The organism is Rhodanobacter lycopersici (assembly GCF_040812335.1).
In the GTDB taxonomy this organism is placed as follows: domain Bacteria; phylum Pseudomonadota; class Gammaproteobacteria; order Xanthomonadales; family Rhodanobacteraceae; genus Rhodanobacter_A; species Rhodanobacter_A lycopersici.
In genome coordinates this window covers 743,047-761,813 of record NZ_JBFOHK010000001.1, presented here as the reverse complement: position 1 = coordinate 761,813, position 18,767 = coordinate 743,047, and the positions used below count along the sequence as shown (strand labels likewise).

16 protein-coding genes and 1 pseudogene are annotated in these 18,767 nt (G+C 68.1%); 7 read left to right on the top strand and 10 right to left on the bottom strand.

Features of this window, described 5'->3' with window-relative positions; all coding sequences use genetic code 11:
* The first annotated feature begins 145 nt into the window (after window positions 1-145).
* On the top strand, window positions 146-1,705 hold the full coding sequence (locus ABQJ54_RS03515) for a protein adenylyltransferase SelO (RefSeq protein ID WP_367852879.1): 1,560 nt from the start codon (window positions 146-148) through the stop codon (window positions 1,703-1,705).
* A 253-nt stretch (window positions 1,706-1,958) separates the two neighbouring features.
* On the opposite strand, the gene ABQJ54_RS03510 is transcribed toward ABQJ54_RS03515, so the two are convergent.
* From ABQJ54_RS03510 to ABQJ54_RS03485, 6 genes are all read right to left on the bottom strand, one after another.
* Window positions 1,959-2,708, bottom strand: coding sequence for a class I SAM-dependent methyltransferase (locus ABQJ54_RS03510; protein WP_367852878.1), 750 nt, complete (start codon window positions 2,706-2,708; stop codon window positions 1,959-1,961).
* 182 nt (window positions 2,709-2,890) lie between these two features.
* Window positions 2,891-3,508: an acetate uptake transporter gene (locus tag ABQJ54_RS03505; protein WP_367852877.1), complete on the bottom strand. Its 618-nt coding sequence runs from the start codon at window positions 3,506-3,508 to the stop codon at window positions 2,891-2,893.
* Between the two features lie 246 nt (window positions 3,509-3,754).
* Entirely contained in the window at window positions 3,755-7,285 is a 3,531-nt protein-coding gene (gene mfd, locus ABQJ54_RS03500; protein WP_367852876.1) for a transcription-repair coupling factor, read from the bottom strand.
* Between the two features lie 315 nt (window positions 7,286-7,600).
* A complete protein-coding gene (locus tag ABQJ54_RS03495) occupies window positions 7,601-8,203 on the bottom strand; it encodes a GNAT family N-acetyltransferase (protein ID WP_367852875.1) in 603 nt (200 codons plus the stop codon).
* A gap of 100 nt (window positions 8,204-8,303) precedes the next feature.
* Window positions 8,304-8,852, bottom strand: a complete 549-nt coding sequence (gene tsaA, locus ABQJ54_RS03490; protein ID WP_367852874.1) for a tRNA (N6-threonylcarbamoyladenosine(37)-N6)-methyltransferase TrmO — start codon at window positions 8,850-8,852, stop codon at window positions 8,304-8,306.
* Window positions 8,853-8,934: 82 nt separating this feature from the next.
* On the bottom strand, window positions 8,935-9,348 hold the full coding sequence (locus tag ABQJ54_RS03485) for a winged helix-turn-helix transcriptional regulator (RefSeq protein ID WP_367852873.1): 414 nt from the start codon (window positions 9,346-9,348) through the stop codon (window positions 8,935-8,937).
* 105 nt (window positions 9,349-9,453) lie between these two features.
* Between ABQJ54_RS03485 and ABQJ54_RS03480 the strand changes: the two genes are divergently transcribed.
* The gene (locus tag ABQJ54_RS03480) at window positions 9,454-10,119 is read left to right on the top strand and encodes a DUF8737 domain-containing protein (RefSeq protein ID WP_367852872.1); all 666 of its coding nucleotides are present in this window, start codon (window positions 9,454-9,456) and stop codon (window positions 10,117-10,119) included.
* Between the two features lie 146 nt (window positions 10,120-10,265).
* Here ABQJ54_RS03480 and ABQJ54_RS03475 read toward each other — a convergent pair whose 3' ends face one another.
* Both ABQJ54_RS03475 and ABQJ54_RS03470 read right to left on the bottom strand, forming a co-directional pair.
* Window positions 10,266-10,775 carry a Slp family lipoprotein gene (locus ABQJ54_RS03475; protein ID WP_367852871.1) on the bottom strand — a complete coding sequence of 170 codons (510 nt, stop codon included), beginning with the start codon at window positions 10,773-10,775 and terminating at the stop codon, window positions 10,266-10,268.
* A 53-nt stretch (window positions 10,776-10,828) separates the two neighbouring features.
* Window positions 10,829-11,755 (bottom strand): 23S rRNA (adenine(2030)-N(6))-methyltransferase RlmJ, encoded by a 927-nt coding sequence (locus ABQJ54_RS03470; RefSeq protein ID WP_367852870.1) that lies wholly within the window; start codon window positions 11,753-11,755, stop codon window positions 10,829-10,831.
* A gap of 109 nt (window positions 11,756-11,864) precedes the next feature.
* On the opposite strand from ABQJ54_RS03470, the gene ABQJ54_RS03465 reads away from it, so the two are divergent.
* From ABQJ54_RS03465 to ABQJ54_RS03450, 4 genes and pseudogenes are all read left to right on the top strand, one after another.
* Complete coding sequence (locus tag ABQJ54_RS03465) at window positions 11,865-12,212, top strand: hypothetical protein (protein ID WP_367852869.1); 348 nt, start codon at window positions 11,865-11,867, stop codon at window positions 12,210-12,212.
* Between the two features lie 111 nt (window positions 12,213-12,323).
* Window positions 12,324-14,066: a copper resistance system multicopper oxidase gene (locus tag ABQJ54_RS03460; RefSeq protein ID WP_367852868.1), complete on the top strand. Its 1,743-nt coding sequence runs from the start codon at window positions 12,324-12,326 to the stop codon at window positions 14,064-14,066.
* Window positions 14,063-15,298 (top strand): copper resistance protein B, encoded by a 1,236-nt coding sequence (locus ABQJ54_RS03455; protein ID WP_367852867.1) that lies wholly within the window; start codon window positions 14,063-14,065, stop codon window positions 15,296-15,298. The genes ABQJ54_RS03460 and ABQJ54_RS03455 overlap by 4 nt, the downstream gene beginning before the upstream one ends.
* Before the next feature lie 12 nt (window positions 15,299-15,310).
* A pseudogene (locus ABQJ54_RS03450) lies at window positions 15,311-15,904 on the top strand (c-type cytochrome); the annotation flags it as partial.
* Between the two features lie 22 nt (window positions 15,905-15,926).
* On the opposite strand, the gene ABQJ54_RS03445 reads toward ABQJ54_RS03450, so the two are convergent.
* Window positions 15,927-16,568 (bottom strand): NAD(P)-dependent oxidoreductase, encoded by a 642-nt coding sequence (locus ABQJ54_RS03445; protein WP_367852866.1) that lies wholly within the window; start codon window positions 16,566-16,568, stop codon window positions 15,927-15,929.
* A 113-nt stretch (window positions 16,569-16,681) separates the two neighbouring features.
* Between ABQJ54_RS03445 and ABQJ54_RS03440 the strand changes: the two genes are divergently transcribed.
* Complete coding sequence (locus ABQJ54_RS03440) at window positions 16,682-17,581, top strand: LysR family transcriptional regulator (protein WP_367852865.1); 900 nt, start codon at window positions 16,682-16,684, stop codon at window positions 17,579-17,581.
* Between the two features lie 82 nt (window positions 17,582-17,663).
* Here the strand turns inward: ABQJ54_RS03440 and ABQJ54_RS03435 are convergent, their stop codons facing one another.
* The gene (locus ABQJ54_RS03435) at window positions 17,664-18,593 is read right to left on the bottom strand and encodes a DMT family transporter (RefSeq protein WP_367852864.1); all 930 of its coding nucleotides are present in this window, start codon (window positions 18,591-18,593) and stop codon (window positions 17,664-17,666) included.
* Between the last annotated feature and the right edge of the window lie 174 nt (window positions 18,594-18,767).

Genomic DNA, 18,767 nt, shown 5'->3' with positions numbered 1-18,767 from the left:
TGGTTGCCGGTGGACGCACGCGGCCCAATCACGGACGTGATTGGCCGGGCCTGGCGAGTCTGGGAAGTGCAGGAAAGCGTTTTCCAGACTTTCAGGGGCAAGCTCTGCTCTGGGGCAGGTGTATGCGGCGAGCTACCATGACCGCATGCTCCCGCTGCACTTCGACAACACTTTCATCCGCGAACTCCCCGGCGATCCATCCGACGCGCCCGGTCCGCGCGAAGTAACCGGCGCCTGTTACTCGCGCGTCATGCCCACGCCGGTGGCCGCGCCGCGGCTGCTTGCCCGTTCGACGGAGATGGCCGCAGCGCTGGGCTTTGACGCGGACGAACCCGCGAGCGACGGTTTCGCGCAGGTATTCGGCGGCAATGCACTGTTGCCGGGCATGCAACCCTGGGCGGCGAACTATGGCGGCCACCAGTTCGGCGTGTGGGCGGGCCAGCTTGGCGACGGCCGCGCGATCTCGCTGGGCGAAGCGGTCACGCCGAGTGGCGAGCGCTGGGAGTTGCAGCTGAAAGGTGCCGGACCGACACCGTATTCGCGCGGCGCGGACGGGCGCGCGGTACTGCGTTCCTCGATCCGCGAATTCCTGTGCAGCGAGGCGATGCATCACCTGGGCATTCCCACCACGCGTGCGCTGTGCCTGGTCGGCACCGGCGAAGAAGTGGTGCGCGACATGCTCTACGACGGTCACCCGCGCGCGGAACCGGGCGCCATCGTCTGCCGCGCGGCGCCTTCCTTCGTCCGCTTCGGCAGCTTCGAGTTGTCCGCTGCGCGCGGCGACACGGCACTGTTGCGGCAATGGGCCGACTTCACGATACGCCGCGATTTTCCCCATCTCGCAGGACAGGGCGAGAGCCTGTACGGCGACTGGTTCGGCGAGATCTGCACGCGCACCGCGCAGATGATCGCCGGGTGGATGCGGGTGGGTTTCGTGCACGGGGTGATGAACACCGACAACATGTCCATCCTCGGCCTCACCCTGGACTACGGTCCCTATGGCTGGATCGACGACTACGATCCGGACTGGACGCCGAACACCACCGACGCGTTGCGCCGCCGCTACCGTTATGGCCAGCAGCCGGACGTGGCGTGGTGGAACCTGTCGCGGCTCGCCGCCGCGCTGGCGCCGCTGTTCGGCGACATCGCGCCGCTGCAGGCCGGACTGGACCGCTATGCCGCCGCCTATGCCGAGGCGGATCGCGCCAACACCGCCGCCAAGCTCGGCCTTGCTGTCTGCCGCGACGGAGACATGGCGCTGATGCAGTCGCTGCAGGCCCTGCTGCACGAGGCCGAGGTGGACATGACGCTGTGGTTCCGCGGCCTCATCGATTTCGATCCGCGGCGCCCTGCACTGCAGCCGCTGCACGAGGCGTTCTACGACGAGGCGAAACGGCACGCGAACGAGCCATCCTGCATGGACTGGTTGGCGCGCTACGCCGCCCGCCTCGCCGATGATCCGCTGCCCACCATGGAACGCCGCGCCCGCATGCGCGCCGCCAATCCGCGCTACGTGTTGCGCAACTACCTCGCGCAGCAGGCAATCGCGCGCGCGGAGCAGGGCGATTGCAGCGGAATCCACGAGTTGCTGGACGTGCTGCGCCATCCATGCGACGAGCAAACCGGCCGTGAGGCCTTTGCGCACAAGCGTCCCGATTGGGCACGGCACCAGCCCGGCTGTTCGATGCTTTCGTGCAGTTCGTGAACGCGGTTCCATCCGGCCGGCTTGTATCGGCGCAGGGATGGGGGGAGGCATCAACCGGGACAAGGCGATGCGCATCGTGAGTGGGGGCACGCGGTCTTTGCGGCGACCATGATCGCCCCCGGCACCCTTGGCGTGGCCAGGGGTGATTTCGCCGCGATATGGCAACCCGTGCCCGCGACCTGCCATGGCCCATTGTGGAGAGACACGGACGACGGCCCATGGTGAATGCGGCAGCTCCTGCCGGTCGCGACGGTCAGGCTGCAGCCTTGCGTCCGCGCACGATCCACACCCACGGAAACATCCGGAACTCGGGCCACGAACGCTGCACGACGAGACCCGCCTCGCGCAGGGTCTGCGCGTAGAGGGCGGTGCAGCGGAAATCGAGCAGGGCGACCTGGCCGCCAGGTTTCAGCACGCGGGCGATCTCGCGCACGGCCTGCTCACGGTCGGTTTCGGTGGGCAGGTTGTGGATGGCGAGGCTGGAGACGACGGTGTCGAAGCTGGCGTCGGCATAAGGCAGCTGGCGCATGTCGCCGGTATCGATGCGCACGCGCCCGGCCACGCCGGTCAGCTCGGCGTTGTGGTGCGTGGCTGCGGCGGCGTTGCCGCTCTGATCGCGCGTGCTCCACAGGTCGATGCCTGTGGCGTTGCCGTGCGGCAGGCGCTGCGCGGCCTCGAGCAACAGCAGGCCGCGTCCGCAGCCTACGTCCAGCACCTGTTCGTCACCACGCAACTGCAGCGATTCGATCATCCCGCGTACCACCCGGCGCTTGCCGTGCAGGCTGCTCAGCGTCATCAGGATCGCCTCGGCGCACAGCACGAGACCGGTGCAGCGCATCGTCCACATCAGGGGCGGAACCAGGGCGAACCAGCCGGTCAGGCTGACGAGCAGCAGCAGTGGGCCGCCGATGGCGAAGCCCAGTACCAGGCCCGGTGCGTCGATACCGAAACGCGGTTGGTCGGACGCGCGGTTTTGCGTGTTTTCCCGGATATTCCCCTGCATGTCGCGTCCTCGCTGCGATGACCCGATCATCTTCCCGGTGCGTGGGCGCAGCGATCCAGTGACAGCTGTCATGCCGATGGGGTGTGCCGCCGCAGCCGGCTCACGAGATCAGGAAACAAGAAACCGCCCACCGCATGAGCGGCGGGCAGCAGAAATGCAGGACATGTCTTCAGGGATGCGGATCAGGCATGCACCGCCGTGCCGTGCGCGTCGTGGCTGTCGTGATGGTCGCCCAAGCTCAGCACGATATGGCCGGTACCGGCATTGATCGTTTCCGCGGCAGAGATGTAGCCACCGATCAACGCAGTGATCAGGCCGAGATAACCACCCAGCATGGTGAAGCCGTTGGCAGCGCTCCAATCGGCGACGGCCAGCGCCAGCAGGCTCAGCCACACACCCAGCATGAACAGGTTGCGCATGGTGCCGGCGTGCATCGAACCCAGCCAGATCCAGAACCCGAACACCGCCCAGACCAGGAAATACCAGCCCATGTAGCCACCGGCGTTGTCGCGCATCATGTCGTTGCCGCTGGCATGGGCGTGCATGGCCCAGGTCCACCAGAACGCGCCGAAGCCGAGGAACATCAGCATCTCGATCGTGCGCCCCCGGAAGAATTCCATCAGGCCGGCCAGCGCCATCACGGCGCCGCCGAAGGTGAAGGCCAGCATCATGTCCATGTGGGCCGGTGCGGCACCGAACCAGCCGGCATTGAGCATGCTCACCATCCATAGCGTGAGCGCGAAGCCGGCGTACCCCAGAGTCGAGGCATTGGCAGTTTTGTCAGTCATGGCGACCTCCATTCGTGGGAAGGAGAACAGTCGCCCCGATGACACGCGCGCCAAGGGAACGGCTGGCGCCAACGGTGTGCTCTCGCGCGTCGGCGCGGATCGCCTGTCGGTAGGCGATCTCTTGGACAACGGCGGTGCAAAATGATTCCCGGAATGAGCTGGATCTGCGTCGATTTCCGTCCCTGCACAAAAGAACGGGACAGTTCACGCGAGTCTGCCAGTCCAGTCCCGCACGCAGACGGGACTGGACAGCGCCGGTCAACCGGGCCGGCGCGCGCCCAGCAGCACCAGCACTTCCTGCGCGCTGCGGATGCGCTCGCTGGCGCCCGGCAGATCGAGGGTGACGCGCAGCTTGTCCTGGCCGTCCAGCTTGTACACGCGCGGCAGGCGCTGGATCAGCTTGATGATCGCCATGGGATCGACCTCCGGCTTGTCGCGGAAGGTGATGCGTCCGCCGTTGGCGCCGAAGTCCAGCTTGCGGATACCCAGCGGGGTGGCCATCAGCTTCAGTCCGGACAGCGCGAACAGGGTCTTGGTGGGCCCGGGCAGCAGGCCGAAGCGGTCGATCATCTCCACCTGCAGGTCACGCAGCGCGTCCTCGTTGCGGGCGCTGGCGATGCGCTTGTAGAGCGTCAGGCGCGTGTGCACGTCGGGCAGGTAGTCGTCGGGGATCAGCGCGGGCAGGTGCAGTTCGACTTCGGTTTCGTGCTCGCTGGACAGGTCGAAGTCGGGCACCTTGCCGCTCTTCAGCGCGCGCACGGCGCGGTCGAGCAGTTCGGTGTAGAGGCCGAAGCCGATCTCCTGGATCTGGCCGGACTGCTCGTCGCCCAGCAGCTCGCCGGCGCCGCGGATTTCCAGGTCGTGCGTGGCGAGCGTGAAGCCGGCGCCGAGTTCCTCCAGCGAGGCCAGCGCTTCGAGGCGCTTCTCTGCATCGGCGGTGATCGCCTTGCGGTCGGGCACGATCAGGTAGGCGTAGGCGCGGTGGTGCGAGCGGCCCACGCGTCCGCGCAGCTGGTGCAACTGGGCCAGGCCGAAGCGGTCGGCGCGGTCGATGATGATGGTGTTGGCCGTCGGGATGTCGATGCCGGTCTCGATGATCGTGGTGCACACCAGCACGTTGAAGCGCTGGCGGTGGAAATCCGCCATCACCCTTTCCAGCTCGCGCTCGGCCATCTGGCCATGGGCCACGCCGATGCGCGCCTCGGGGATCAGCTCCTCCAGCTCGCGTGCGGTGCGCTCGATGCTCTCCACTTCGTTGTGCAGGAAATACACCTGGCCGCCACGCTGCAGCTCGCGCTGGAACGCTTCGCGGATGGTGGCCGGATCCCACGCCGAGATGAAGGTGCGCACGGCCATGCGGTGCGCGGGCGGCGTGGTGATCAGCGACAGGTCGCGCAGCCCGCTCATCGCCATGTTCAGCGTGCGCGGGATCGGCGTGGCGGTCATGGTGAGCAGGTCCACTTCTGCACGCAGCTTCTTCAGCTGTTCCTTCTGGCGCACGCCGAAACGCTGTTCCTCGTCCACCACGACGAGGCCGAGGTTCTTGAACTTGATGTCCGGCTGCAACAGCTTGTGCGTGCCCACGATCACGTCGATCTGACCATCGGCGAGCCGTTTCAGCGCCTCGTTCACTTCCTTGCCGGACTTGAAGCGCGACAGCACGTCCACCTTCACCGGCCAGTCGGCGAAGCGGTCGGCGAAGTTGCGGTAGTGCTGCTGGGCGAGCAGGGTGGTGGGCACCAGCACCGCCACCTGCTTGCCGGCGGTGGCGGCGGCGAAGGCGGCGCGCAGCGCCACTTCGGTCTTGCCGAAGCCCACGTCGCCGCAGATCACGCGATCCATCGCACGCGGCGCGGCGAGGTCGCGCAGCACCGCGTCGATGGCCTGGTCCTGGTCGGGCGTTTCCTCAAACGGGAAGCTGGCGCCGAACTCCTCCACCAGTTGCCGGTCGATGGACAGCGACTCGCCGCCGCGCGCCTCGCGCTGGGCGTAGATCGCCAGCAGCTCGGCGGCCACGTCGCGCACCTTTTCTGCAGCCTTCCTGCGCGCACGCTCCCAGGCATCGCCACCCAGCGAATGCAACGGCGCCAGTTCCGGCGCGGTGCCGGAGTAGCGGCTGACCAGGCCGAGCTGCGCCACCGGTACATAGAGCTTGTCGCCCTTGGCGTACTCGATGACCAGGAATTCGCCCTCCATGCCGCCGAGTTCCATCGACAGTAGGCCCTGGTAGCGGCCCACGCCGTGGTCCACGTGCACGATGGGCGAGCCGACGGAGAGCTCGGTGAGGTCGCGGATGATCGCGTCGGGATCGCGCGCCGCGCCGCGCCGCCGGCGCCGCTCGGTGCGCACGCGCTCGCCGAACAGCTCGCGCTCGGTAAGCACGGTGAGTGCGGGCCTGGTCAGCGCGAAGCCCTGCTCCAGCGGGGCGATGGTGATGGCGAAGCGCGCAGCTTTCGCTGTTGTAGGAGCGGCTTCAGCCGCGATTCGCGGCATGCCGGTCGCGGCTGAAGCCGCTCCTACGGGAGAGGGGGCGTCGGCAAGGAAGGCTTGCCAACCATCGACGTTCTCCGGCTTCAGCCCCGCACTTGCGAGTGTTTCCAGCAGCGCCTCGCGCCGCCCCGCCGAATCGGCGGCGACCAGCACGCGGCCGGGGTAGTTCTCCAGGAAGTGGCGCAGCGAGGTGCCAGGCTCCTCGCCCTTGCGGTTGAGTGGAAGCTCCGGCGCAGGTTGCGTGCCGGTGTCCATCGCGTGTGCATGGCCGGGCTCCACCACCTCCACGCGCAGGCGCCGGTTGAGCTGTTCGCGCAATTGCTCGGGCGACAGGTACAACTCGGCCGGTGGCAGCACCGGGCGCTCGATGTCGTGGGCGCGCTGGTCGTAACGGTCGCCGGTCTGCGTCCAGAAAGCCTCGCTGGCTGCGCCTGCGCCTTCACCGAGCACGAACAGCGCGTCGTCGGCCAGGTAGTCGAACAAGGTGGCTGTGCCCGCAAAAAACAATGGCAGGTAGTACTCGATGCCGCCGGGCGTGACGCCTTCCTTCATGTCCTGGTACAGCGGGCAGCGGCGCACGTCGATGGGGAAGCGCTCGCGCAGAGCGTTGCGGAAGCCCTTCGCCGCGTCGTCGGTGAGCGGGAATTCGCGCGCGGGCAGCAGTTCCACCTTCTCCACCGGCTGGGCGGAGCGCTGCGTCTCCGGATCGAAGCTGCGGATGGAGTCGACCTCGTCGTCGAACAGCTCGATGCGGTAGGGCTGGTCCGCGCCCATCGGGAAGATGTCGATCAGCGCGCCGCGCACGGCGAAGTCGCCGGGCTCGGCCACCTGCGGCACGTTGCGGTAGCCGGTCGCTTCCAGCCGGCGCTGCTCGGTGGCGAGGTCGAATTTCTGCCCCTTCGCCACCACCAGGCCGGAGCCGGTGATGTGCGAACGCGGCGCGATGCGCTGCATCAGCGTGGCCACCGGCACCACCAGCACGCCGCGCTTCACGCCGGGCAACCGGTACAGCGTGGCGATGCGCTGCGAGACGATCTCCGGGTGCGGGCTGAACACGTCGTAGGGCAGGGTTTCCCAGTCGGGGAAGTGCAGCACCGGCAGGTCGCCGGCGTAGATGCGCAATTCGTCCTCCAGCGCCGAGGCGCGCTGGGTGTCGCGCGTCACGGCCACCAGCAGGCCCGCATGCGAACGCGCGGCTTCCGCCAGCAACAAGGCGCGCGACGAGCCGTGCGGTGGCGTCCAGTAGCGACGCTGTTTCGGGGTGGTGGGAAGCGGGGGATGCGGTATCGGGGCGGGCATGGATTCGTCGGCGCTGGTGGCGCGAGCGTCGAACCGCGCCGGGAAAGCGGCCAAGTGTAGCGCGCTGCGCAAGTTTGGCTTTTCTTCCTCTCCCCGCCGGGACGCGGGGAAGGGCCATGGATGGCCCTGCTTTCCTCGCTCCCCAAAGCCGAGCACATCCTTGTGCTCTCTCCGCGTGGAGGAGCGAGGAAGAGGATCGAGGTGAGGGGTGGGTGCTCGCGGAAATGTCACCTGCGAAGCTCGCTCCGGCTTTGCGTCGAGGCAACCATGGCCCTCACCCCCAGCCCTCTCCCCGGCGGGAGAGGGGGCAGTGCGCTACAGCCGCAGCGTGATCTGCGCCGTGCCCGGCTCGTCCATCATCAGGCGCCGGGTGAAGCCCAGCTCGCGGCACAGCTCCAGCATCGGGCGGTTCTCCAGCAGCACATAGCCCCAGATCTCGGCGAGGCCGCGGCGGCGGCAGTCGTCGACCAGGCGCTGCATCAGCAGCGCGCCGAGGCCGATGCGGCTCCAGTCGTGTTCCACGATCACCGAGAACTCGGCGCTGTCGGCGGCCTCGTCCACGTAGATGCGGCCCACGCCGCGGATCTCGGCGGGGCGGACCGATTCGTCCATCAGCACGAGGGCGGTTTCGCGTGCCGGATCGATGTTGCACAGGCGGTGTGCCATCGGTGCGGGCAGTTCGGACATCGCGTGCAGGAAGCGGCGGCGGATGTCCTCCGGCGACAGCCGGGTGAAGCAGCGCTGCAGTGCCGCGACGTCATCGGGCTCGATCTCGCGCAGCCACAGCCCGCGGCCGTCGCGGCTGCGTACGCGCTCACCGTGGGTGGTGTGTACGGCGAGGGCGGAGGCATAGCGTTCGCGGCTGCGCGGGGGCAGCGGCGGATGCGGAGTGGTCGAACGCAGGCTGGCGGAGATCATTTCAATACTTGAGCGTATTGTGTGCGGTGCAGCATGATCCGATTCCAGCCTGGATACAAGTCCTTGCGCCGGTTTGCCGCAGTTGCGCAAACGTCATGGCTCAGGATCCGCCGCCGTCCATTGGCTTGCGCGGCCGCTTCGGGCCGGGCGCGGAATGCGGGCCTTGCGCCGCGTCGATCGCATCGATCCAGCCCGCCCGCGCGGCCGGGAAGGCATCGGCATAAGGCACGTAGGGCTTGATGTCGAGGATGGGCGTGCCGTCCAGCAGGTCCACGCCGCGCACACGCAGTGCGCGCTGCTCCACGGCGATCAATTCCACCGCGGACAATCCGAGCGCATTCGGCCGGTGCGGCGAGCGCGTGGCCAGCACGCCGCGCTTGCCACCGCCGCGCGGCGGCCGCACCTGCGGCTTCCAGCCCTCGCTGCGGTGGAACACGAACAGCAGCCAGATCCGCTCGAAGCCGGCGAGGTCGCGAAACGCCTCGGCCGGCAAGCCGTCCACGAACTCGATGCGCGCCTCCGCCTCGGCGCCCGTCTCGGTGCCCGCCACCACGGTCGACTGATGCGGCGCGTCGATGCGCCGCGCGTACGGCGAGCGCACATGGGCGATGGGGTGGGCGGTGAAGGGTGCGGAGTGCGACGTCGGCATGGTCGGGCATGCGAGCCGTGGTCTGGGAGTGGCAGTCATTGTAGTGGCGCGTGTCCGTTGGCGTGGCTTTCCCCGGTGGACCTTATTTCGCGCGTGCCTTGCGCGTGCGCCGCGTGGCCGTCGCCTTTGCTGCACTTCCGCCGTTCGCCGGCCGCTGGTCCATCACCATCGTTCCCGGTATGTGCTGCCTGCCCCAGCGCACGAACGCGAGCAGCACGTCGCCGAGGGCCTTGCCTTTCGGGGTAAGAGCGTAGGCGTAGCGCACCGGGCGCTTCTGGTAGGGCGTGCCGGTGATGATGCCGGCCGCCTCCAGGCGTCGGAGGCGCTCCGCGAGAATGTTGGTCGGGATGTGTTCCGGCGAGTCTGCGAGTTCGCCGTAGGTGCTCTTGCCGTGCAGCAGGTCGCGCACCACCAGCAACGACCATTTGTCGCCCACGATGTCGAGCGAATTGGCGACTGCGCAGGCAGAGCGTGCGAAAGGCTTGGCGGTGCTCATTCTGGCGGTTCTCCGTGGCAGGACGGCTAGTTACTTGCATTATGCAAGCTATAAGGCTAGGGTGGCTACAAACTTGCAGAATGCAAGTTACTTGAGGAGACGTTCATGTCAGCCACAGTTCTTCCGCGCCCGGCCGGGTCGCAACCCGCGGGGGCTGGCGGCATCCACCCGGGAGTCATTCTCGCCTTGGCCGCATGGTTCGTGCTTGTCGTGTTGCTCGGTGTATCCGGTGCTTTTGTCGGGCGTCCCGGGCAGCCGCCGGTCGCCATCGCCATCGGGGTCGGGGCGCCCCTGCTGCTGTTCTTTGCGTGGCTGCGGTATTCGCCGTCGTTCCGGGCGTTCGTTCTCTCGCTCGATCTGCGCCTTATCACGGCCATGCAGGCCTGGCGATGGGCCGGCCTGGGTTTCCTGTCGCTGTACGCACACGGCGTGTTGCCGGCCATGTTCGCGCTGCCGGCAGGTCTCGGCGACATGGCGGTCGGTTTCGCAGCACCATGGATGATCCTCGCTCTCGTGCGTCGCCGTGACTTTGCCGCGAGCCGGGCATTCGTCCGCTGGAATGTGCTCGGCATGCTCGATCTTGCCATGGCCATCACGCTTGGAACCTTGAGTGCCAGCCCGTCCACGGGAGCCCTGGGCGAGGTCACGACCGCCCCGATGGCAACGTTGCCGCTGCTGGTGATCCCTGCGTTTCTGGTCCCGCTGTTTCTGATGTTGCACACCGCGGCCCTGATGCAGAGCCGGCTCATCGCCCGCAGCCGGGATACGTAGGAAGCGCGGGAGTGGCGGTCAGCACAGGTGTGTGCCAAGCGCATCGGATCGGGCCCGAAGGCTGTACCGGCTTGACTGGCGGTCATGCTGGCGCCGGCCGCAGAGCCGTCACGAACCCGGCGACTCCATTTGGGGTTTCGCGCAGCTCAGCGAATGCCGACGCCCACGCCTACACCGAAGCCGATGTTGGGATGCCCGCTGCGCATTTCTTCGGCGGTCCATACATGCGACTGCGCCACGCTTACCAGCGGGAACACGTAGTCGGCCTCGCCGACCTTGCCGGCGCGACTGCCGTCGAGTTGGCCGTCGACGGTGATGGGGGCGCCGGCGGGATAGTTCATCGGTTCGGCGTAGCCGGGCAGCAGGGCGATAAAGCGGCCGCTGCCGCCGGCGCTGAATTTCGGCCGCTGCGAGGAGTCCAGCGGGTAGGCAAGGATCTCGATCTCACTGTGGTCGGGCAGGTTGCGCACATCCACCACGCGGCCGCCCCAGATCACCTGGCCGTGCATGTATTGCTCCGGCGTCTGTGCCACCTGCATCGGCGTGGCGGCGATGGCGCCGGGCGCGATCTTGTAGATCGGCGCGGGTGCGCAGGCGGCGAGGCCGAGCAGCAGGGCGGGCAGGGCGACGCGGGCGAAAATGGCGGCATGGCGCATGGCGGGCTCCAGGATCGTGTGATGGCCTGTGATCGCAAAAACGAATCGTGAGCTTAGCGGCGGCGTGGCGTCGGGGGGAGGCGAGCCGGTTTGGCCGGAGCGGCAGTGGATTCGGTCGCCAGCCAGTCCAGCTTCCACTCGGCAGGACGCTCCTGTGCGAGCAGGCGTGCCAGCGCACGCAACGGTTCGCGCAGGGTTTCGTCGAGCTGCCAGGGCGCGTTGATGATCGCCATGCCGGAACCGTTGAGGCGCAGCGGCGAGTCGTCGCCGTGCACCAGCAGTTCGGCGTGCAGCACGCGCCTGGCGCCGCAGTGGGTGAGCCAGCGCAGGAAAGGCTGCACCTGGCTGCGTCGCTTGACCGGATACCACACCGCGTAGATACCGGTGGGCCAACGCTGCAGCGCTTCCTTCAATGCCTGCTCGATCAACCTGTACTCGGCCTCCTGCGCCTCGTAGGGCGGGTCGATCAGCACCAGGCCGCGCTTTTCCTTCGGCGGCAGCAGCGCTTTCAGCGCCTCGTAGCCGTCGCGTCCATGCACGTGCATGCGCGCGTCGCGGCGGAACAGTTCGCGCAGCCGCGCGGCTTCCTCCGGATGCAGTTCGCACAATTGCGCGCTGTCGATCTCGCGCATGGCCAGTGCGGCCTGCAGGGGCGAGCCGGGATACAGCTTCAGGCCATGCTCGTTGCCGGGCAGGGCCAGGATGGAGTCCAGCCAATGGCGCAACAGCGGCGGCAGCGCGGCGGCATGGGCATCACCGCCATGCAGGTCGGGAAACAGCAGGCGGGTGATGCCGTCCTTGTATTCGCCGGTCTTGTCAGCCTCGGCACCGTCCAGCGCGTAACAGCCGCTGCCGGCGTGGGTGTCGACCACGCAGAACGGCGCGGGCTTGAGCTTGAGCGCCTCGATCAGCGCCAGCAGCACGGCGTGCTTCAGGACATCGGCGAAGTTGCCCGCGTGGTAGGCGTGGCGGTAGTTCATGGCGGCAGCCGTGGGATGGCGCACAAGTATAGGCTGCACGCGCTGTGCAGGCCGCATGAAGCCAACTTCAGGGTTGAGCGGGCGTGGAGCGCATCGCTATGCTCGTGGCATGAGTCGTTTGCCTCTCCGCCAACTGCGTCGCTGCCGCCTGCTGTTCGTGCTGGCCTTGTGCGCGTGGATGGGCTTGGCCGGTTCCGTGTTCGCCCATGCTGATTGCTGTGCCGGCATGGGTGGCATGACAGGTGCGATGACGATGACTCACCATGGCGGCGCGCCGGCACCGCTACACGCGGATGGTGTGCATATCGATTGCGCCTGCGCACACATGACGGTGGCGCTGCCGGAACTGACTGCGTCCATCGTGCCAGTACGTCTTGTCGTGGCGACGTGGCAGGCATGGCCTGCCGCCGCCTCCAAGCTTCCCCACGCACCACCCCTGCGGCCACCACTGGCCTGAATCCTCCCGCTCATGCCGATTCGTTCGGCTGATCGCCTGCCAGCCGCAGGCCCGTTGCCGCGTGCGCGGCGATACCGAGCGGAGTCCCGTGATTCCGCGCAGGAGTGAAGGATGAACAGGCAGGATCCGCGCGACGTGCAGCTGTCGCGCCGACGTTTCGTGCAGGGCCTCGCGCTGGGCGGCGTGGCCGCCGGGTTGGGCTTGCGCGCCGGCGCCACGCTGGCACAGGGTGCCGCGGTACGCCATGAATTGCGCGGCACGCATTTCGAGCTGTCCATCGGCGAATTGCCGGTGGACTACACCGGGCGCAAGCGCCCAGCCACCGTGGTCAACGGCCAGTTGCCCGCACCGCTGCTGCGCTGGCGCGAGGGCGACACGGTGACGCTCAAGGTGACCAACCGCCTGTGCGTGCCCAGCTCGATCCACTGGCACGGCATCCTGCTGCCGTTCCAGATGGATGGCGTGCCCGGCATCAGCTTCCCTGGCATTGCGCCGGGCGAAACCTATACCTACCGCTTCCCGGTACGGCAGAGCGGTACCTACTGGTACCACAGCCATTCCGGTTTCCAGGAGCAGACCGGCCTGTACGGCCCGCTGGTGATCGAGGCCGCCAGTGGCGAACGCTTCCCCACCGATCGCGACTACGTCGTGATGCTCAATGACTGGTCCGACGACGATCCCGGGCACATCTTCGCGACGCTGAAGCGGCAGGGCGACTACTACAACTTCGCCATGCCCACGGTGCCGGATTTCTTCCGTGACGCGCGCGAGCACGGGCTGGGCCAGGCGCTCGCCCGGCGCAGGATGTGGGAGCGGATGCGCATGAACCCGACCGACTACAGCGACGTGTCGGGGCATGCCTACACCTACCTGATGAACGGCCATGCGCCGGCCGGCAACTGGACCGGGCTGTTCAGGCCCGGGGAAAAAGTGCGGCTGCGTTTCATCAACGGTTCGTCGATGACGTTCTTCGATGTGCGCATTCCTGGCCTGAAGATGACGGTGGTCGGCGCCGACGGCCAGGACGTGGAACCGGTGCGCGTGGACGAGTTCCGCATTGCCGCGGCCGAGACCTACGACGTGATCGTGGAGCCCGGGGAAGACCGTGCCTATACGCTGTTCGCGCAGTCCACCGACCGCAGCGGCTACGCCCGCGGCACGCTGGCGCCGCGACCCGGCATGCAGGCGGAGGTGCCCGCGATGGATCCGCTCGTCTGGCTGGGCATGCGGGACATGATGGGAGCGATGGGAGACTCTTCCCTCTCCTCGCGGGAGAGAGTGCGGGCAGGGCGTGGCGTTGCCGGTTCCACCGAACCCGCACCCCCGGAAGAGGGGGTGCGGCATGCCCGCACGGAATACCGCAACCCGGGCGTGGACATGCACGTGGACATGCCCCGCAGCAACCTCGACGACCCGGGCGCCGGCCTGCGCGGCAACGGCCGTCGCGTGCTCACCTACGCCGACCTGCACACCCTCGGCGGTTCCATCGACCCGCGCGAACCCGGTCGCGAGATCGAGTTGCACCTGACCGGCAACATGGAGCGTTACATGTGGTCCTTCGACGGCGTGAAGTTCGCCGACGCAAAGCCCATCCATTTCCGCGCCGGCGAGCGGCTGCGCATCGTGCTGGTCAACGACACCATGATGAACCACCCCATCCACCTGCACGGCATGTGGAGCGAGCTGGAGAGTCCGGCCGGCGGGTTCCAGGTGCGCAAGCACACCGTCAACGTGCAGCCGGCGCAGCGCGTGGCCTATGGCGTGACGGCCGATGCACCGGGGCGCTGGGCCTACCACTGCCACATGCTCTACCACATGGAAGCGGGAATGATGCGCGAGGTGGTGGTGTCATGACCCGGAACCGATCGGTCACCGCCACCGCCTTGCAACATTCGCTGTGGCTGGCCGCCGGGTTGTTGGCCGCGTCAGGCATGGTCGCCGCCCAGACCACGCCGGCCTCGGCCAGCAGCTCGGCCACGATGGACATGGGCGCGATGCCCGGCATGGGCATGGGCCACGGGAGCGGCATGTCCATGCCGGCTGCGTCCACCAGCGTCCCCCAGCCCGCCACTGCGGCGAAGGTCCGCAGGCACCATCGCACGCCAACCGCGAAACCCGCGCACCACATGCCTGCCATGAGCCCCGGTGCCATGGCGCCCATGGACACCATGCCCGGCATGGCCCATGACGCGATGCCGGAGATGTCGCCGCCGGCCGCAGCCGGCAGCGTGCAGGACGCGAATTCCCGCGCGATGCCGGGCATGAGTCCCGACGCGACAAAGGCGATGGACCATGACGCCATGTCCGGCGTGGGCAGCACGCCGCACGGCACCGATACGATGGGCCACATGTCGATGGGCCCCATGCAAGGCGGCAAGCCGCCGCCCGCGGCGCGCCGCTCCGACTATTCCGACGGTATCGGCTACGGCTCCATGTCCGGCATGGACATGCGCGACAACGCGTCGCTGGGCATGCTGCTGTTCGACCAGCTGGAGGCGTTCGACGGCAGGGACGGCAACGGGCAGGCCTGGAACGTGCAGGGCTGGTATGGCAACGACAGCGACAAGCTGTGGGTGCGCAGCGAGGGCGGGCAAAGCCGCGGCCGCATCGGGGACGGCGATGTCGAGGCGCTCTGGAGCCATGCCGTCGCGACGTTCTGGAACACGCAGTTCGGCGTGCGCCAGGATCTGGGCGATGGCCCCTCGCGCTACTGGGCCGCATTCGGTATCCAGGGGCTGGCGCCGTACTGGCTCGACCTGGAGGCCACCGGCTACGTCGGGCCATCCGGACGAACCGCGGCCTGCCTGCGTGTGGAGTACGAACTGCTCTTCACGCAGCGGCTGATCCTGCAGCCGGAATTCGAAGTCAACGCCTATGGCCAATCCGATCCGGCCCGGCGCCTCGGTGGCGGTTTGTCCGATGCCCAGTTCGGCCTGCGCCTGCGCTACGAGATCCGCCGGCAATTCGCGCCTTACCTTGGCGTGGTGTGGACACGGCGTTTCGGCGGCACGGCCGATTTCGCCCGCGACGACCGCCAGGCCATCTTCGACCGTCAGTGGGTAGCCGGCGTCCGCATCTGGTTCTAGGGGAACCTCGACATGAAACGACACATCAAACACCACGGCCTGACCGTCGCCGCGGTGCTCGCGATCCTGGCCGCGGGCGCTGGGATCTTCGTCTACTCAGGCATCTACGACATCGGCGCGGACGACCATCACACCCGACCGGTTTTCGCCGCCCTGCAGGCCTTGCGCGACCGCTCGATCCGTCTGCGCTCGGAGGCCATCAAGGTTCCCGACCTCGACGATCCGCAGCTGATCCTCAAGGGCGCGGGCCAGTACGCCGCCATGTGTACCGGCTGCCATCTTGCCCCCGGCATGGGCGATTCGGAGTTGCGCATGGGCATGTACCCGCAGCCGCCCGATCTTTCCAGGATGCATGTCGATCCGAAGCAGGCCTTCTGGGTGATCAAGCACGGCATCAAGATGAGCGCGATGCCTACCTGGGGCATGGCCGGCCACGACGACCCCACCATCTGGAGCATGGTGGCCTTCCTTGGGAAGCTGCCGGGCATGACGCCGGCGCAGTACAAGGCCATCGTGGCCAAGGCGCCGCCGGACGACGACATGGACATGGGGCACGATCACGCCGACGCCGGTCATCCCGGCATGGACGACATGCCTGGAATGGCCGGTACGGCAGGATCCCGCCCGTTCAGTAAGCCACGGTGATGCGGCGGCGCGGGGCGTCGTCTTTCTCGATGCGGTCGAGCAGGGCGACGGCATAGTCGGCCACGCTGATGCGGCTGGCACCGTTGGCGTCGGTCAGCAACCGGTCTCCACCGATGCGGTAACGACCGGTGCGTTCGCCGTCCTCGATCAGCGCGGCGGGGCTGATGTAGGTCCAGTCGACGGGCGAGGCACTGGCACGGAAGGTCTCCAGTGCGCGGCCCTGGGCCTCGGCCTCGGGCCTCCATGCCGCCGGAAAGTTCGGGTCGTCGAGCACGCGTACGCCCGGCGAGGTTTCCAGGCTGCCGGCGCCACCCACCCACACGAGGCGCGGGACGGCCGCCCGCGGCAACTGGTCCAGCAGGACGCGCGCGTTGGCGGGCAGGCTGTCCGGGTCGCCGTCGCGTCGTGCGGACAGGCTCGCCACCGCTGCCGCACTGGCGTGCACGACATCCAGCCAGGTTTCCGGCCGCGCCACGTCGCCGGCGACGATCCTGAGCCTGTCGTGGCGGAGGTCGAGGCGGCCCGGATCGCGCACGACGGCGGTCACTTCGTGGCCGCGCGCCAGCGCTTCGTCGAGGATGGCGCGGCCGAGGTGGCCGGTGGCGCCGAACAGTGCGATCTGCATGGAAGGTCTCCGGTGGATGGGGAACGGAGCACAGCATGCGCCAGGCCACCGATCCGATAAATCGACGACGATGCAATTCACTGTAAAGTAGGGATTGACAGTGGAGAGCGCTCGTGGGCGAGGTCAATCTCAACCGGCTGGCGGTGTTCGTGGCGCTGGTGCGCGCGGGCTCGTTCACCGCGGCGGCGGAACAGCTGGGCCAGACCAAGGCGATGGTGAGCCAGCACCTGGCGCGGCTGGAGCGCGAACTGGGCGTGACGCTGATGGTGCGCAGCACGCGGCGGATGGCGCTGACCGAGGCCGGCGCGGTGTTCCACGCCGACTGCGTGCGCATCCTCGGCGAAACCGAGGCGGCGATCGAGCGCGTGGGCGAGAACCGCGAGACGCCGCGCGGCACGTTGCGCCTCACTGCGCCGGTGAACTACGGCGCCATGGTGGTGGCGCCCGCACTGGCAGGCTTTCTGCGCATGCATCCCGAGGTGCGTGTCGAGCTGGTGCTGGACGATGGCATCAGCGACCTGATCGGCGGCCGCTTCGACCTGGCGATCCGTGGCGGCCCGCTACGCGACTCCGGCCTGCGCGCGGTGCGCCTGGCCGGCTTCCGCCAGTTGCTGTTGGCGGCGCCGTCCTACCTCGCCGCGCGAGGCCGGCCACGCCGTCCGCAGGAGCTGGCGCAGCACGATGCCATCCTGCTCTCGGTGCTCAGCTCGCCCGCCCACTGGACCTTCGCCGCACGCAACGGCACCCGGGCCCGTGTGCGCCTGATGCCGCGGGCCCTGGCCGACAGTGCGGCGGCGGTGCACGCCATGGCGCTGGCTGGCGCCGGTGTGGCGGTGCTGCCCGATTTCATGGTGGACGCCGACCTCGCCGCCGGCCGCCTGGAACGCCTGCTGCCCACGCAACGCCTGCCGGAAGGCAGCTTCCACGCGGTCTATGCCGGCCTGCATGCCCCGGCCAAGGTACGCGCCTTCATCCATCATCTGCGCCAGGTCATCGCCGGCAACGCGGACTGAATTTCTGCAGTAGCCAAGGGATAGCCGGTGCCTGAAAGCCGCTGCAGGCGGGCAGGCTGGCGATCCCGCCAGCCGCAGATGCTTACTCCACGATGTTGTGGCTCTCGGTAGTCCCCAGCAATTCCGGCTGCTCGGCCGGACGCTGCCTGCGCCCCAGCAGCGGATGCGCGAACACCGCCACGAGGATCACCGCCACGCCACCATAGAACCAGCCATCGAGCTGCCGCTGCTCACCGAGCAGCAGCATCGCCAGCACGATCGCGTAGACCGGCTCCAGGTTGGTCACCATCTGCGTGCCGAACGCGCTCAAATGGCGCAACGCCACCAGCGCCAGCGCGAACGGCAGCAGGGTGCAGCCGAAGGCCAGCGCGAGCAGTAGCAGCGCGTCGTGCGTGTCCGGCAGCACGAAAGCGGCGCCCGTGTGCGGCAGCAGCGGCGCCAGCAGGGTGAGGAATGCGGTGCCGGTGCCCAGCTCGATGCAGGTGACGGTGAGCGGGTCGCCGTGTTCCACCAGGCGCTTGTTGAGCGAACCGAACAGCGCCACGAACAGCGCCGACAGCACGCCCACTGCGATGCCGAGGCGCATGCCGTGCGGCACGCCGTCCACCACCATCGCCACCCCCGGCACCACGGCCGCGCCGACCAGCAGCTCGCGCGGATCGAACCTGCGCCTGGCGATCCACGGTTCCACGAAGGCCAGGAACACCGGCCCCAGTGCGATGCAGGTGGCGCCCACCGAGGCGTTGGCCAGCTTGATCGCGGCATAGAAGGTGAGCCAGTGCAGCGACACCAGCACGCCGATGCCCGCATAAGCCCAGCGCAGCCGCGCCGGCATCGCGCGCAAGCCGCGCCATACCCGCGGCATCAGCAGTAGCGCGGCGGTCACCAGCAGCATGCGCCACCACACCAGCGGCAGTGCGGGCAGGGTGATCAGCTTGCCGAGGATCGCGGTGAAGCCCCACAACAGCACGCAGAAGTGGATCTGCAGGCGGGCCTGGCTGGTGGCTTGCATGGAGATACATCGATGGGAGACGCGGCATTCTACGTCGCACCCGTCTGAAAAGTGCGGCCAGGGATGGCCGCCCGTTTGATTCTCGCGATCAGGGACGATTGCAAGGATCAATGAGTAGTGCAGCCAGGGACGGCTGCCCCTTTGACTTTCGCGATCATGGACGATCGCAAAGAG